Source organism: Micromonospora sp. bgisy143, assembly GCF_057708145.1.
The window spans coordinates 246,524-261,376 of record NZ_JBYIRN010000004.1; the positions used below are offsets into that span (position 1 = coordinate 246,524).

Below are 14,853 nucleotides of genomic sequence, written 5' to 3' on the forward strand. Positions count from 1 at the left end.
CTCGTCGGTCATCGGACCGCCACCTCCTCGGAGACGGGGTTGTTGCAGCGCAGGTCGCCGCCGGTGGCGGTGGGTTCGAGCGGCGGGGGCCCCTCCAGGCACGCGTCCACGACGTTGTCGCAGCGCGGCGCGAACGCGCACCCCTCGGCCCACGGGATGTTGTCGGCGACCGACCCGCGGATCGCGTGCAGCCGCTCGCCGCGCGGGGAGTCCAGCCGAGGCACCGAGTTGAGCAGCCCGTGGGTGTACGGGTGCCGGGCCTGCGCGAACAGCTCGTGCCGCCGCGCCCGCTCGATCACCTTGCCGCCGTAGAGCACGTTCACCGTGTCGCAGAGCCCGGCCACCACGCCCAGGTCGTGCGTGATCATGATCAGTGCGGTGCCGGTCTCGTCGACCAACTGCTTGAGCAGGGTGAGGATCTGCGCCTGGATGGTCACGTCGAGCGCGGTGGTCGGCTCGTCGGCGATCAGCAACCGGGGCTTGCAGGCCAGCGCGATGGCGATCAGGGCGCGCTGGCGCATACCGCCGGAGATCTGGTGCGGGTACTCGCTGAGTCGCCGCTGCGGGTCGGGGATGCCGACCGCGTCGAGCAACTCCCGTGCCTCCCGCAGCGCCTGCTTGCGGTCCCGGCCCTGGTGGCGTTCCAGCACCTCGGCCACCTGCACACCGATCGGGATGACCGGGTTCAACGACGACAGCGGGTCCTGGAAGATCATGCCGATCTCCCGGCCGCGCCGGTCCCGCATGTCGCTCGGGCGCAGCTTCAGCAGGTCGGCGCCGTCGAACAGCACCTCGCCGCTGACCTTGTTACCGCGCTTGGGCAGCAGACCCATGATGGCCAGGCTGGTCACGCTCTTGCCGCAGCCGGACTCGCCGACCAGGCCGACGGTCTGCCCCGGCTCCACCGTGAAGCTGACGTTGTCGACGGCGGTGAACGGCCGCTCGCCCCGCCGCTGGAACACGACGCTCAGGTCACGCACGTCGAGCAGGCTCATCGGGTCACTTCCTCACTGCTGTGGTCCTTGCTGATCGGGCCCACCGTGATCACCGCCGGTTCTTCGGGTCGATGGCCTCGCGCATCGCCTCACCGAACAGGGTGAACCCGAGCGCGACCACGATGATCGCCAACGCCGGGTAGTAGGCCAGTTCCGGGCGTACCTCGAAGTAGCGCACGCCGGCGTCGCCGAGCATCGCGCCCCACTCGGCCCGGTCCCGATCGGGGTCACCGAGGCCGAGGAAGGAGAGCGACGCGGCCTCGATGATCGCCACGGAGAGCGTCAGCGTCGCCTGCACGATCACCGCGGTCATGGCATTGGGCAGCATGTGCCGCAGCACGATGCTGCGCTGCTTGACGCCCAGCGCCCGTGCGGCGAGCACGTGGTCGCTCTCCCGCTGGGCGAGCATCGAGCCGCGCAGCAGTCGGGCGAAGATGGGCACGTTGACGATGGCCACCGCCATGATGACCGTCCACTGGCTCGACTTGCTGGCCAGGGCGACCAGGGTGATCGCCAGCAGCAGGGCGGGCAGGGCCAGCATCACGTCGGTGATCCGCATGAGGATGTTGTCCACCCACCCACCGACGGCGCCGGCGATCGCGCCGAGCAGCACGCCGATGGCGAGCCCGATGAGGGTGGCGAGGACGCCGACGAAGAGGGTCTGCCGGCTGCCGTAGACCAGGCGGGACAGCAGGTCCCGGCCCAACTCGTCGGAGCCGAGCGGGAAGCCGTCCATGGGTCCGGCGATGTTGTTGGGCGTGAGGAGGTCGGTCAGCTCGTCGAAGCGCCGCACCGGGTCGTGCGGGGCGATCAGCGGAGCGAAGATCGCCACCAGCACGAAGAGCACGATGATGGCGGCACCCACGATCGCCGCCGGGTTGCGGCGCAGCCGACGGAACGCGTCGCGGAACAGGCTCACGCCGCCGGGGGCGGCGGTGGCCTGGGCCAGTTCGTCCAGGCGAGCCTTCTTACGGTCACCGAGGCGGCTGCGGCCCGCGCCGGTCGTCTGCTCGTCCCCTGTGCGCGGAGCCGGGGTGCCGGACTGCGTGGTTGGTTCGGTCATCGCACACGCACCCTCGGGTCGATGAAGGCGTAGGAGAGGTCCACCAGCAGGTTGACCATCACGAAGACCAGTGCGGACAGCAGGATCAGCGCCTGGAGGATCGGGTAGTCGCGGCTGCCCGTGATCGAGTCGGTGATCAGCGTGCCGAGGCCACCCCAGTTGTAGACCTTCTCGGTGAGGACCGCGCCGGACAGCAGCGCGCCGGTCTGGAGACCGATGGTGGTGACCACCGGCAGGAGCGCGTTGCGCAGGATGTGCCGGCCCCGGACGGTCCGCTGCCGCAGGCCCTTGGCCTCGGCGGTGCGGACGTAGTCCTCGTTGAGCACGTCCAGCACGCTGGCCCGGGTCATCCGGACGATGACCGCCAGCGGGATCGTGGCGAGCGTGAACGCCGGCAGGACCAGGTGCCAGAGCGCGTCGGCGGTGGCGTCGAACTCCCGGGTGAGCAGGCTGTCGAGGACGAAGAAACCGGTGATGTTGGTGTTGTCCAACCCGATGCTGACCCGGCCGGACGGCGGGAACCAGTGGATGTTCTGGGTGAAGACGTCCTTGAGCAGGTAGCCCAGGAAGAAGATCGGGATCGAGATGCCGAGCAGCGTGCCCACCACCGTCAGGTGGTCGAGGAGCCGCCCGCGCCAGCGGGCCGCGAGATAACCCAGGGGGACGCCCAGCCCGACCGCGATGAGCATCGCCGCGAGGGCAAGCTCCACGGTGGCCGGGAAGGCCCGGCCGATGACCTCGGTGACCGGGTCACCGGTACGGATCGAGTTGCCGAAGTCACCGGTGAGGATCCGCTGCATGAACTTGCCGTACTGCACGAGGATCGGCTGGTCGTAACCGAGCGCCTTGGTCAGCAGGGCGCGGGTCTCGGGGGTCGCCCGTTCACCGAGCAGCGCGTCGACCGGGCCACCGGGCAGGTTCCGCAACCAGACGAAGATCAGCGCTGACAGGGCTATCAGCGTCACCACCAGCTGTAGCAGGCGGCGGACTATCACTCGCAACATCTCTCACACACCAGAGTCTCGATGGTCGCGGAATCGGCCCGGGCGGAGGGAAAACCCCCAACCCGGGCCGATTCCGCCTACGGCGTCAGCCGATTGACGTCACTTCTTGAGGCTGACGGTGTTGAACCGCTCGTCAGTCAGCGGGCTGGCCTTCAGGCCCTCGACGTCCTTGGTGACGACGATCGCCGGCGGCGCGTGCCAGACCGGCACGGCCGGCAGCCACTTGGCGGCGATGTCCCGGTTGACCTGCTCCCAGGCGGCCTTCTTGCCGGCGTCGTCGACGGTGCCGTCGGCCTTGGCGATCGCGTCGAACATCTCGGTCATGCCCTGGTCGCCGAACTCGGCCTTGCCCCGGCCGAAGAACGTGCCGACGAAGTTGCCCGGGTCGTTGTAGTCGCCGGTCCAGCCGAGGATGTGCAGGTCGTGCTTGCCGAACGTCTGCACGTCGTCCTTGAAGCCGCCGTTCCACGGGCGGGGAACGCCGTTGACCTTGATACCGACGGCCTGGAGGTCGTTGGCCAGGATCGTGAAGATCTCCTGCGGGTTCGGCATGTACGGCCGGGAGACGTCCGGCGGGTAGTAGAAGTTCAGCGTCAGACCCTCGGCGCCGGCCTCCTTGAGGAGCTGCTTGGCCTTGTCCGGGTTGTACTCGTACTTCTGCACGTCCGGGGCGTAGCCGAGCACGGTGTCCGGCATGAACTCGTCAGCGACCTTGGCGCCGGTCGGGCCCTTGGTCTGGGCGAGCTGCTGGCGGTTGAGCGCGTAGGCGATCGCCTGCCGCACCCGCAGGTCCTTGAGCTTCGGGTTCTTCTGGTTGAGGCCCAGGTAGAGGATGTTGAACGCCGGGCGGGCCACGACCTGGAAGCCCTCGTCGGCGAGCGCCTTGGTGTCGGCGGGGGCCGGAAAGTCGATGCCGTGGACGGTACCGGCACGCAGTTCCTGCTTGCGGGTGTTCTCGTCCTTGATGATCTTGATGATCATCTTGTCGACCTTGGCCTTGTCACCGAAGTAGTCCGGGTTCCGGTTGAGGGTGATCTCGCCCTTGGTCTTGTCCCAGCCACCGAAGGTGAACGGGCCGGTGCCGACCGGGTGCTCGTTGGCGAACGGGCTGTACTCGAACGAGTCGCCGTTCTGCTTCACCGTGTTGGCGTCGTACTTCTTCAGCGCCTCGGGGCTCGCGATCGACAGCGAGGTCAGCGCGAAGGCGCCGGGGAAGGCACCCTTGTACTTCTTGAGCGAGAGAACGGCGGTGCCGTCGTCCTTGGCCTCGCACTTGTCGTAGATCGACTCGCCCGCGCCCTCGGCCTCGTTCTTGGCGAAGCCGCCGAAGACGTCCATGTAATAGATCATGTTCGCCTGGGCCGCGGCGCCCTGCATGTTGTACCAGCGGTCGAAGTTGTAGCAGACCGCCGCCGCGTTGAAGGGGGTGCCGTCGTGGAACTTCACGCCCTGCCGCAGCTTGAAGGTCCAGACCTTACCGGTCGGGTCGTGCTCCCAGCTCTCGGCCAGGCCGCCGGTCAGCTCCGCCGTGCCCGGCTTGTGGCTCACCAGGGTGTCGAACATCTGCCGGACCGGCCGGAACGACTCACCGTCGTCATTGAAGATCGGATCGAAGTTCTTCGGGTCACCGGCACCCGCGAAGATGAAGGTGCCGCCGGTCTTGGCCTCGCCACTGTCGCCGCCACGCTCGCTCTCCGCGCAGCCGGCCGCGCCGACCGCCAGAGCGGCAACGGCCGCGATGGCCACAGCCGATTTGAGCCTTCTCGCCTGCATCTCTCACCTCTGTCATGCGCATGACCACGCCGAGCTGTGGCTCGGTCCGTGTGCGGGAGGCTATGACATGTAACACCGGGAGCGGAACGGCCGTCAGGCAATCGCTACCAAGCCGACACCTTGCGCAGACGTCTGACAGTCGACGCCACGGCGAACACATCGAGCGACACATCGAACACGTTGACCGGGACCCGACGAGAGGGCATCCGGAGGCGTCGATCAGGGTGCGGGTGTCGGGCAGGACTCCAGCCGCTCGACATCCGAACCTGCCCGAGCCGTACCCAGGTCGTGGAAGGTCACCCGGTGGCAGGCGTTCACGTGACTCACTCCGAACACCACGCCGAAAGGGGCAGAACCGTACACGGTCACCACCAGGTCAGGCACCCGGCGGACCTCCCGCACCTCGACCTGGGTGCCCTCCGCGACCGCCGCCAGCCGTTCGTCGGACGGCGTCGCATCACCGGTGGCGACCACCGCCGCGCCGTACGCCTGGGCGTTCCGGGTCACCGCGGCTTCGGCCTCGGCCTCCTCGGCACGGGTGTCCGCGCCGATTCGCCGGCTCCCCACCTCGATCGCCACGAGGACGCCGGCGAAGGCCAGCGCCAGCACGGCCACCAGCACCGCCGGCGCCCAGGACCGCCGTTCCGGCTGCCGCCTCGCCACACGCCACCTCCAGAGGTACGCCGGCAGGTGGGTCCGCGAGTTCGACGCGCGGACCCACCGGATCCACTCAGTTGTATCCCACCGCCGACAGTCGTGACGTCACGGCATTGGAGTACGTCACCGCGCCGGTGTCCTTCGGGTGGAACGAGGCCCGGCTGATGCAGACGTTGAGACCGCCCGTGATCCAGCCGACGCAGGTCGGATAGTCGTCGTTGTCCACCAACCGGAAGTCGCCCTCACCCTCCGGGCCGGCGACCACCCCGTTCATGTCGTCCGGTACGAGAATGTCGTGGCCGGCGTCGTACTTACGGCACGTCCCGTGGTCGAGCATGCCGTCGACCATGTCGGTGAACTGCACCTTCAGCCCCGCCGCACGCGCATTGTCGGCCATGGTCCGCTCCGCGTCCCGCATGTAGAGCGCCAGCCTGTTCATCATCGCCATCTCGCCCGCCGAGTACCTGCCGAAGACACACGAGTCCTGGTGGTAACTGGCGAAGATGCGGGGATAGCCGACCACCATCACCGTGGCGTTCGGCGCCTTCGCGGCCACCGCGTTGACGAGCTGGCGTACCTGGCTCTGTGCGCTGTCGATCCGCTGCTGGACGGTCGCCTCATAGCTCGCGGTGTCACAGCCCTGCATCGCGCACGTGACCATCGTTCGGGGGAATTCGGCGTCATTGCCGCCTGCGGACAGCAGCACCAATGTCGTGTTGCCATCCAGTACGCCGGACTCGATCTGGGACATCTCCCGGAACTGCCCCTCGGCGGCACGCCCGTAGTCGCCGATGGCGCTGGGTGGGCTCTGCCAGTAGAAGGGTGTGCTCGTCTCCATCATCTCCTGTGCCGTCGCTCCGGAGCAGGTGACGTTCTGGAAGTCCAGACTCTGGTCGTGGCTCGACAACCGGCTGGATATCGAACTCGACGAGCCGGGGAGACGGGTCAACAGCGGCCACGACTTCGTGCTGCGGCGGCAGGCGTTCCATGCCCGGTTGCCGTAGTTGTTGTCCGTCTCGTAGTAGTAGCTGCCGACGCCCTCGCCGGAGCCGTACGAGTCACCCATCGCCACCACGAAGTGCCGCGGCTTGGCGCTCAACGGCACGAACGCGAGAGCGTCCCAGGCGACGTCCTCGGTGCCGTTCCCGTCCTCGGAGATGTTGTTCAGTTCCACCGACTGGGCGCCCGAGTTGGAGAACTGGTACGTCCCCAGGGTCACCCAGCGGTGTGCCTCGGTCCGGGTGGGGATGTACCGGGTCTTCTGCCCCGCCCCGGTGTTGATCACGTACTTCGCCTGCTGGGTGTGCGCGCCGTGGTCGGGGATGTGCACCATCACCTTGGCCCAGCCGTTCAGGCGGTTGGTGGGTGTCCAGCGGCCGGTGACCTTCTCCGGCGCCGTATCGGACCGCTGGGTGTGCGCCCACCAGAAGTGACCGCCGAACCCGCCGCCGATCTGGTGGGTGTCCACCTTTCCGGGATAGATGGTCACGTTGTTCGGCCCGACCCGGGACGGGTAGTTGAATGAGAACTTCCCCGCCGGCGTGTAGTCGCGCTGGCAGCCCTGCGGGCCGAGTGGGGTGGCGCTGTCGATGTCGTCGATGATCAGCGCGTTGCTCGGCAGCCCGTTCCGGCTGCACTGCGAGTCGTAGATGCTGGACCCGTACGGGCGGGGCTCGATGCTGGTGTACCGCCGGTTCTCCAGACCGCAGTTGACCGAGCAGTCCGTCCAGGTGACCGGCGAGTGCCACCAGCACTTGAGATCGTCCCGGGTGCACGGCCCCGGAGGATCCGTGGGGTAGTCGCCCGGCACCTCCGACACGTTCGGGTCACAGGCGTTCTGGGCCGGTACGCAGAAGGTGAACCGTTCCGGCTGGGCGACGAGCTTGTTGCGTTCCTGCGCGGTGGCGTACGTCGCGCTGTAGTTGCCCGTCTCGTAGTTGTAGCGGCGCAGCGAGGTGTAGGCGAAGCCGATCACCCGCTCCGGATACGACCAGTGGTTCGGGTGCTTGGCGTTGTCGTAGCCCACCTGGTCGTCGACCGGCGGGTTGGCGGTGGGTACGTCCAACGGCTCGGTCAGGAACATCTTGCGGTCCGCCGGGTAGTTGGGGTTGGACGGGTTGTTGGCCCAGCCCACCCCCCAGGGCTGGGTGGGACTCTGCGGGATCTGGGAGTAGAAGCCGGTGTTGTACGCCCAGATGGCGAACCACCAGTTCTCGATGTACCTCGCGTCTCCGTTGTTGGCGATCAGCCCGGCGTTCCGGGTCTGGTTCCACTTGTCCTGCAGGATGCGCAGGCCGGCCGCCACGTTGACCGCATAGTCCAGCGCCACCGCCTTCTGCTTCGTCGTGTCCCACTGCACGCCCGCGATCCACTGGTCGGTGTCGCTCTTCTTCATCCCGGACGTGACCTGTCCGACGCCGTAGCCGCAGTCGGTCTTCGTCCAGTCGATCTTGGTGTAGTCCGGGCTGGCCAGATCCAGGCCGTAGTAGCCGAGGCTGGTCAGTGGATTGCCGGCCAGCCCGTCGACGACGTGGTAGCTCGCCTGCCACAGGTTCGACTCCTGCGCGAGGATGCCGAGGAACACCTGCGCCGGCACGTCGCCGCCACCGGTGAGCCCCATCGACGGGAACAGCGTCTGCGGCGAGTAGGCGGGCAGGCCGTTGTTCGCCCAGTTGGCCGCGCGCTGGAAGGTCAACTGTCCGCGTACCGCCAGGTCGGCAGCCCACTCCACCTGCTCACGGGTCGGTTGGTAGACCTGGATCGCCGGATCGTTGCGGCGTACCGCGCAGGAGCCGTCGAGGTCGTACGCCACGGTCTCCGGGCTCGGGTCGGCGAAGGTGGTCGCGTTGCCGTTCGCCGACCCGCCTCCCGCCGCCGGGGCCGCCGGACCGGTGCCGCTGTTCGGCACCACCGTGAAGGCGACGTCGCCCCCGGTCCGCAGGCGGGCCTTGATGTCGACCCGGTCCGTACGCCCGTCGCCCGGCGCGCCGCCCAGCGCACCGGCCGCCTCCCGGCCCGTGACGGCCCTGGTCACCACGAGGTCGCCGGTGCGGGAGACGTCACTGTCGGGTGGCGCGTCGATCGTGCCCCAACCGTTCGGCAGGGATCTACCGGCGAGCCGGCCGGCGGCCCGGCCGCCCACGGCGAAGACGCGGCCGTCACCACCGGCGCGCAGCTTCACGGTGCCCGTCGGCACGGTCGCCACCGGCTGTAGTCGACCACCGGCCAGACGCGTGAGGTCGACCTCGTTCCCCCTGGCCACCTGGAGGGCGACGTCCCGGGGACCGTCGGCCATCAGCCGGAACGGCGAACCCGCCGTCCGCACCGTCGACCGGACCGCTCCTTTTCGATCGAGGGTGAGCAGGGCGTGACCCTTGGCCGCGACGATCCCGTCACCGACGGGGATCGCCGAGGTGAGCTGCCCGGGGGCCACCATCGTCCGGGCGGTGGACGGCTTCCGGGTGTCCACGGTGGTCAGCGTGGACCGTGCCGCCGTACCGACCCGCGACGACGCAGGCAGCTCCAGGCGGGACAGCACCGCGCTCTCGCCCGCCCCGCAGCCGGGGTTGTGATAGGCCAGCGAGTAGCGCTCGGGCAGCTTGGAGACCGCGCCGGTGTCCAGGTCGACGACCGCCGCGAAGGCGCCCGCGTTGAGCAGGTTCTCGCGGTTGGTGAACTCGCGCGGCGCGTAGACCGCCACCGCGCGTCGACCCGAGCCGGTCAGGCAGACCTGCCCGATCCACTGATCCGTCGGCAGGCCCGGCTCACCGAGCGTGGCGGCCGTCCGCCAGCGGTACGCCTCCCTGGCGTCCGCCACCAGTACGTGCAGGCCGGTCTCGTCGGACGACGTGGTGACCACCCGGTCGGCGGACCGCTGCCAGGTGGCGCCGAGCCGCCGGTCGGGGTCGAGGATCCGATCCGGGTCGGCCGGCCGGGTCGGTGTCGCCGGCCGGCCGACGGCGGTCTTCCGGCCGGGATCGGGGGGTGCGGCCGAGGCCGCCGGTGCGGGCGGGACCAGCGGTGTCAACACCGCGAGCCCGAGTAGGGGTGCCAGGAACCGGCGCACGGTGACCTCCGTCGCGAGATGCGGAGAGAAGAGCCACCATCGTCACGACGGCGATCACCTGACTGTCATCACCGACTCACCGTTAATTCATCGTCGTCGAAGGGGTCAGACGGCCCGGCGCCCCTCGAAGGCGCGACCGAGGGTGATCTCGTCGGCGTACTCGAGGTCGCCGCCGACCGGCAGGCCGCTGGCCAGCCGGGTCACCGCGATCCCCATCGGCTTCACCATCAGCGCCAGGTAGGTGGCGGTCGCCTCGCCCTCGGTGTTCGGGTCGGTGGCGAGGATCAACTCCCGCACCGCGCCGCCGCTCAACCGGGTCAACAGCTCACGGATGCGCAGATTGTCCGGCCCGATCCCTTCGAGGGGATTGATCGCGCCGCCGAGCACGTGGTAGCGGCCCCGGAACTCGCCGGTCCGCTCGATGGCCACCACGTCCTTGGGCTCCTCCACCACGCACAGCACCTCGTCCGTGCGGCGCGGGTCGCGGCAGATCCGGCACTGCTCGGACTCGGCCACGTTGTAACAGGTCGTGCAGAAGCGCACCAGCTCCTTGACCTTGCGCAGCGCGCCGGCCAGCCGGTTGACGTCGGCCGGATCGGCCGAGAGGACGTGAAACGCGATCCGCTGGGCGCTCTTCGGGCCCACGCCCGGGAGTCGCCCCAGCTCGTCGATCAGGTCCTGGATGGCGCCTTCGTACATCTGCCGGCTCAGAAACCGGGCAGGCCGAGGCCGCCCATGCCGCCGGCGACCGGGCCCATCTTGCGCTCGGTCAACTCACGCGCCGCCTCGGCGGCGTTGTGCACGGCCGCCACCACCAGGTCTTCCAGCGTCTCCACGTCGTCCGGGTCGACGGCCTTCGGGTCGATCTTGATGGCCTTCAGCTCGCCCGCGCCGGACACGGTCGCGGTGACCAGTCCACCGCCGGCCGTGCCGGTCAGCTCGGCCTCGGCCAGCTCGGCCTGAGCGGCGGCGATCTGCTGCTGCATCTTCTGCGCCTGCTTCAGCATCTGCTGCATGTTCGGCTGTCCACCTGGGCGCACGGATGGCTCCTTCTCGCACTCGTCTGCTCGGCCGCCGACCAGCCTAGCCGCTGGGACCGACGCCGCCGTGTCCGGTGCGTCCGCCCACGCCGAGCGACGGAGGTACGGCTACCACCACCCCGAACCGGGCGTCTGGCGGTAGTGCGCCGGTACCCGCCGCACTGGTCTGCTCACGGTATGAGTCTCAACCGCAGTGGCCGCGTCGCCGCGCTGTGCTGGGCGGTGGCCGCACCGGTCTTCCTCGTGGCCAGTCTGGTCACCGGCCTGCGTTGGCGCGAGCCGACCTACAGTTGGGCCACCCACAACATCAGCGACCTCGGCAACGTGCACTGCGGGGTCTGGGACACCACCCGACCCCGTCTCGTCTGCTCGCCCTGGCATCCGCTGATGAACGCCGCGATGCTGGCCACCGCCGTCCTGCTCGCCGCCGGACTGCTGCTGACCTGGCGGCTCCTCGGCCGGGGCGGCGTGGTCCGCTCGGCGCAGATCCTGCTGCTGCTGGCCGCCGGCGGGTACGCCCTGGTCGCCCTTTATCCCGCCGACGTCGACGAGAACCGGCACGTCCTGGGCGCATTCCTGATCATGGTCGTGGGCAACGTCGGTCTGCTGCTCGCCGGGTTCGCGCCCCACTCCACGGTGCTCGGCCGCTGGCGACGACTCTCCCTCGCCGCCGGGCTCACCGCGCTGACCGGGACCGTACTGTTCGTCGCCCAGCAGGGCACCGGCATCGGGGTGGGCGGCATGGAACGCGTCGCCGTACTGCCCTTCCCCCTGTGGGCCTGCTGCCTCGGCGTCCTGCTGGGCGAAGCGCCAGTTACCGCGCGTCCACCTCGTCGATCTTCTCGGCGCCGAAGGTCTCCCGCAGCAGCCGTACCGCCTGCTCCTCGCTCGACTCCCGGGCCGTCTTCTCGTCGATGACCTCGTCCAACGGCTCGTCGCCCGGGTCGAACCCCTCATAGGTGGGCTTCGCCGCCGGCGTCGCCCCGCCCGGCCGCCCGCCCCGCACGGGTCCGTCGTAGTCCGGGTCGTAGGGAGGTTCGCCCGCCCATTCCGCGTCCGCGGTGGGCCGGCTCGCCGATGGGGTACGAGCACCGCGCCCCGCCGCCGCCGCGCGAGCCGCGGCGATGGCGCTGCTGACCGGTGCGCCACCGGCTGACGCCGGCTGCCGGGCACCCGGCGTCGGGTTGCCCCGCCCGCCCGGGTCACCCCCGTTCGGAGTGGCACCGTTCGGAGTGGCACCGTTCGTGGGGGTGCCGTTCGCGCCTGGACCGCCTCCGCTGCCCGTCGCGCCGCCGTTGCGGGCGGATGCGGTAGTCGGGTCCGGCCCGGCCGGGACACCGCCGGGGCGGGCGGCCTCCGGCCACTCCTGGTCATCCGTCGCCTCGGCGGCCGGGGCACCGCCGCCCGGGGCACCGCCGCCCGGGCGCGCTGCCTCCGGCCAGTCGTCCTCCGGGTTGGCGACGGTGGTCGAGGTGGGCGCGGCCGATGGGCTGCTCGGCGAGACGGGAGCAGCTGCCGCAGTCGGCGGAGCGCTCGGACGGGGTGCTGCGGGCGGCGCGCTCGTCGGGCCGGGAGCGGCTGCCGCAGTGGGCGCGACGCTCGGGCCGGGTTCGACGGGTGGTGCGCTCGTCGGACTGGCGGCGGTCGCGTTGGTCGGGGCGGGCCGGGCCGGGGCGGCCGGCTGGGAGCGTGGCGGGCCGGACAGGGATGTGCCGCCCCGCTCGCCGGCCACCTCGCAGCGGATCTGCCAGCGCCCGCCCAACTCCTCGTAGAGCGCGTCGGTGAGCACCGCCGCGTGGTCGGCCATCATCTTGGCCAGCACGGTCGACTTCACGGTCAACACCAGCATGTCGCCGTCGAGTTCGCGGACCACCGCGTCACGCATCAGGGCGGCGATCCGCTTGTTGGTCCGGTTGACCTTGCCCACCACGTCGGGCCAGACCCGGCGTACCGCGACCGCGTCCAGCGCGGGGGCCGGCGTGCCCGGGCGGGGCGGCGCGGGCGTCGCCGGGTCGGGCAGTACGGCCGACGGCGGCACCGCCCGACGCGGGGCCGGCGAGCCGGTACCCGGTCCGGCGGGCGAGACGGGCACGGCTTCGGACGTCGGGGCGGCCGCCGACGCGCCGGGCGACACCGGAATCGGGGAGTCCACCCCCGAAGGTGCGTGCGCCCCTCGGCTGCCCGAATCGGTAGCGGCCGAGCCCGCAACTCCGGCACCCGAGACGGCGGCACCGGCAGCGCCCGAGGCGGCGGCGCGGGCGGCACCCAGTGCGGCAGCGCGGGCGGCACCCGAGCCGGCAGCGGGCGCGGCGGTAGCCCCAGCGCTCGCGGTGTGCGGGGACGCCGTCGGGTCGACGTCCCACGGCGGGGCGGAGGTCGGGGCGGCGGCGGGCGCGGGGCTTGCGGCAGCCGGTACCGGGGGCGCCGACTGTGGGCGTACCCCCGGGGTGGTGGCGGGCGCGAAGCCGGCGGCGGCCGGCGGCGCGTCGGTGCCGGCGAGGGTGAGCCGGCGTTCCATCCGTTCGAGGCGCTGGAGCAGGCCGCCGGTGGAGTCGTCGACGCCGGGCAGCAGCATCCGGGCGCAGATCAGCTCCAGCAGCAGCCGGGGCGCGGTGGTGCCACGCATCTCCACCAGGCCGTCGTGGACGATGTCGGCGCAGCGGGAGAGCGTGCCCGGGCCGAGCTGCGCGGCCTGGGCGGCCATCCGCTCGATCTGGTCGGCGGGGCCGTCGATGAGACCCTTCGCGGCGGCGTCCGGCACCTGCTGGATCACGATCAGGTCGCGCAGCCGTTCCAGCAGGTCGGAGGCGAACCGGCGCGGGTCGTGCCCGGCCTCGGCCACCCGGTCGACGGTCGCGTACGCGGCCGCGCCGTCCCCGGCGGCCAGCGCGTCGCACATCTCGTCGATCAGCGCCGAGTCGGTGACGCCGAGCAGCGCGGCGGCCCGCGCGTAGCTGACCCCCTCCGGGCCGGCGCCGGCGATGAGCTGGTCGAGTACGGAGAGGCTGTCCCGGGCGCTGCCCCCGCCGGCGCGGACCACCAGCGGGAAGACCGCCGGCTCGACGGAGACGCCCTCGGCCTGGGTGAGCTGTTCGAGGTACGGGCGGAGGACCTTCGGCGGGATCAGCCGGAACGGATAGTGGTGGGTCCGCGAGCGGATCGTGCCGAGGACCTTCTCCGGCTCGGTGGTGGCGAAGATGAACTTGACGTACTCCGGGGGCTCCTCGACCAGCTTGAGCAGGGCGTTGAAGCCCTGGGTCGAGACCATGTGCGCCTCGTCGATCACGTAGATCTTGAAGCGGCTGTTGGCCGGCGCGAAGAAGGCGCGCTCGCGCAGCTCACGGGCGTCGTCGACACCACCGTGGCTGGCCGCGTCGATCTCGATCACGTCGATCGAGCCCGCGCCGTCGGTGGCGAGCGAGCGGCACGACTCACACTTGCCGCACGGCTCCGGGGTGGGGCCCTGCTCACAGTTGAGCGAGCGGGCCAGGATCCGGGCGCTGGAGGTCTTGCCGCAGCCGCGCGGGCCGGAGAAGAGGTAGGCGTGGTTGAGCCGGCCGCTGCGCAGCGCCTGCGACAACGGCTCGGTGACGTGCTCCTGCCCGATGACCTCGGCGAAGGTACGTGGCCGGTACTTGCGGTACAGCGCCAGCGTCACTCGTCCCGCCTCCTCTCGACCGAGCCATTCTGCGCCGGTCGGGCGCGGGTGACCACCCACCCCGCCGCGCCGGCTCGGCCTCGCGCCTTGATCGACTCGGCTTCCTGGAAATCGGGGTGTCCGCATGCCCGGGATGCCCCGACATCACCGATGTCGAGTGGATCAAGGCTCGGAGACGAAAAGGCCTCCCGTGCACCCGGCAGAGCTCGCTTATCCTTGCTGCCTTCCGGCCCTGGGGAGGTTCACGAGATACCGCCGCACGGGAGGTGACGCCAACCCTACCCGACGGCTCGTCGATCTTCAGGGGGTGGTGGGGTGTCCCCGTTCACGGCGGCCTGTATCCTGGCTCGCGGAGGATTCGCCTAGAGGCCTAGGGCGCACGCTTGGAAAGCGTGTTGGGTTTACACCCTCACGAGTTCGAATCTCGTATCCTCCGCTCGCTTGAGCAGCACGAACGCGAGGGCCGGTCCACCAGGACCGGCCCTCGCGCCGTCTCCACACCTGACTCCCGTCTCACTTCTCGTCTCAGTTGCCGGCCCCGCGGCGTTGAGGCCACGCATGGTCATGCACAAGCGGACCGGGCATCGAGCCACCAGG

At 70.5% G+C, this 14,853-nt stretch carries 10 protein-coding genes, 1 tRNA gene and 1 other RNA gene; 2 read left to right on the forward strand and 10 right to left on the reverse strand.

Going from position 1 to position 14,853, the window contains the following annotated elements; genetic code table 11:
* Window positions 1–8: 8 nt before the first annotated feature.
* From AC3EN4_RS09120 to AC3EN4_RS09155, 8 genes are all read right to left on the reverse strand, one after another.
* Window positions 9–995: an ABC transporter ATP-binding protein gene (locus AC3EN4_RS09120; protein WP_435205468.1), complete on the reverse strand. Its 987-nt coding sequence runs from the start codon at window positions 993–995 to the stop codon at window positions 9–11.
* A 49-nt stretch (window positions 996–1,044) separates the two neighbouring features.
* A complete protein-coding gene (locus AC3EN4_RS09125; protein ID WP_435205469.1) occupies window positions 1,045–2,058 on the reverse strand; it encodes an ABC transporter permease in 1,014 nt (337 codons plus the stop codon).
* Window positions 2,055–3,062: an ABC transporter permease gene (locus AC3EN4_RS09130; RefSeq protein ID WP_435205470.1), complete on the reverse strand. Its 1,008-nt coding sequence runs from the start codon at window positions 3,060–3,062 to the stop codon at window positions 2,055–2,057. Before AC3EN4_RS09130 ends, AC3EN4_RS09125 begins: the two co-directional genes overlap by 4 nt.
* 99 nt (window positions 3,063–3,161) lie before the next feature.
* Complete coding sequence (locus AC3EN4_RS09135) at window positions 3,162–4,835, reverse strand: ABC transporter substrate-binding protein (RefSeq protein WP_435205471.1); 1,674 nt, start codon at window positions 4,833–4,835, stop codon at window positions 3,162–3,164.
* Window positions 4,836–5,054: 219 nt separating this feature from the next.
* The gene (locus AC3EN4_RS09140) at window positions 5,055–5,498 is read right to left on the reverse strand and encodes a hypothetical protein (RefSeq protein WP_435205472.1); all 444 of its coding nucleotides are present in this window, start codon (window positions 5,496–5,498) and stop codon (window positions 5,055–5,057) included.
* 67 nt (window positions 5,499–5,565) lie between these two features.
* Window positions 5,566–9,558, reverse strand: a complete 3,993-nt coding sequence (locus AC3EN4_RS09145; RefSeq protein ID WP_435205473.1) for a golvesin C-terminal-like domain-containing protein — start codon at window positions 9,556–9,558, stop codon at window positions 5,566–5,568.
* A 105-nt stretch (window positions 9,559–9,663) separates the two neighbouring features.
* Window positions 9,664–10,257 carry a recombination mediator RecR gene (recR, locus tag AC3EN4_RS09150; protein ID WP_355052561.1) on the reverse strand — a complete coding sequence of 198 codons (594 nt, stop codon included), beginning with the start codon at window positions 10,255–10,257 and terminating at the stop codon, window positions 9,664–9,666.
* 8 nt (window positions 10,258–10,265) lie between these two features.
* The gene (locus AC3EN4_RS09155; RefSeq protein WP_238433593.1) at window positions 10,266–10,574 is read right to left on the reverse strand and encodes a YbaB/EbfC family nucleoid-associated protein; all 309 of its coding nucleotides are present in this window, start codon (window positions 10,572–10,574) and stop codon (window positions 10,266–10,268) included.
* A 201-nt stretch (window positions 10,575–10,775) separates the two neighbouring features.
* Here AC3EN4_RS09155 and AC3EN4_RS09160 point away from each other — a divergent pair, with 201 nt between their 5' ends.
* A complete protein-coding gene (locus AC3EN4_RS09160) occupies window positions 10,776–11,516 on the forward strand; it encodes a DUF998 domain-containing protein (RefSeq protein WP_435205474.1) in 741 nt (246 codons plus the stop codon).
* On the opposite strand, the gene AC3EN4_RS09165 is transcribed toward AC3EN4_RS09160, so the two are convergent.
* Together AC3EN4_RS09165 and ffs are read right to left on the reverse strand one after the other, a co-directional pair.
* The gene (locus tag AC3EN4_RS09165; RefSeq protein ID WP_435205475.1) at window positions 11,413–14,256 is read right to left on the reverse strand and encodes a DNA polymerase III subunit gamma and tau; all 2,844 of its coding nucleotides are present in this window, start codon (window positions 14,254–14,256) and stop codon (window positions 11,413–11,415) included. The two genes, AC3EN4_RS09160 and AC3EN4_RS09165, sit on opposite strands and share 104 nt — an antisense overlap.
* A gap of 179 nt (window positions 14,257–14,435) precedes the next feature.
* Window positions 14,436–14,525, reverse strand: an RNA gene (ffs, locus tag AC3EN4_RS09170) — signal recognition particle sRNA small type.
* An 82-nt stretch (window positions 14,526–14,607) separates the two neighbouring features.
* Here ffs and AC3EN4_RS09175 point away from each other — a divergent pair.
* A tRNA-Ser gene (locus AC3EN4_RS09175) sits at window positions 14,608–14,692 on the forward strand.
* The last annotated feature ends 161 nt before the right edge of the window (window positions 14,693–14,853 follow it).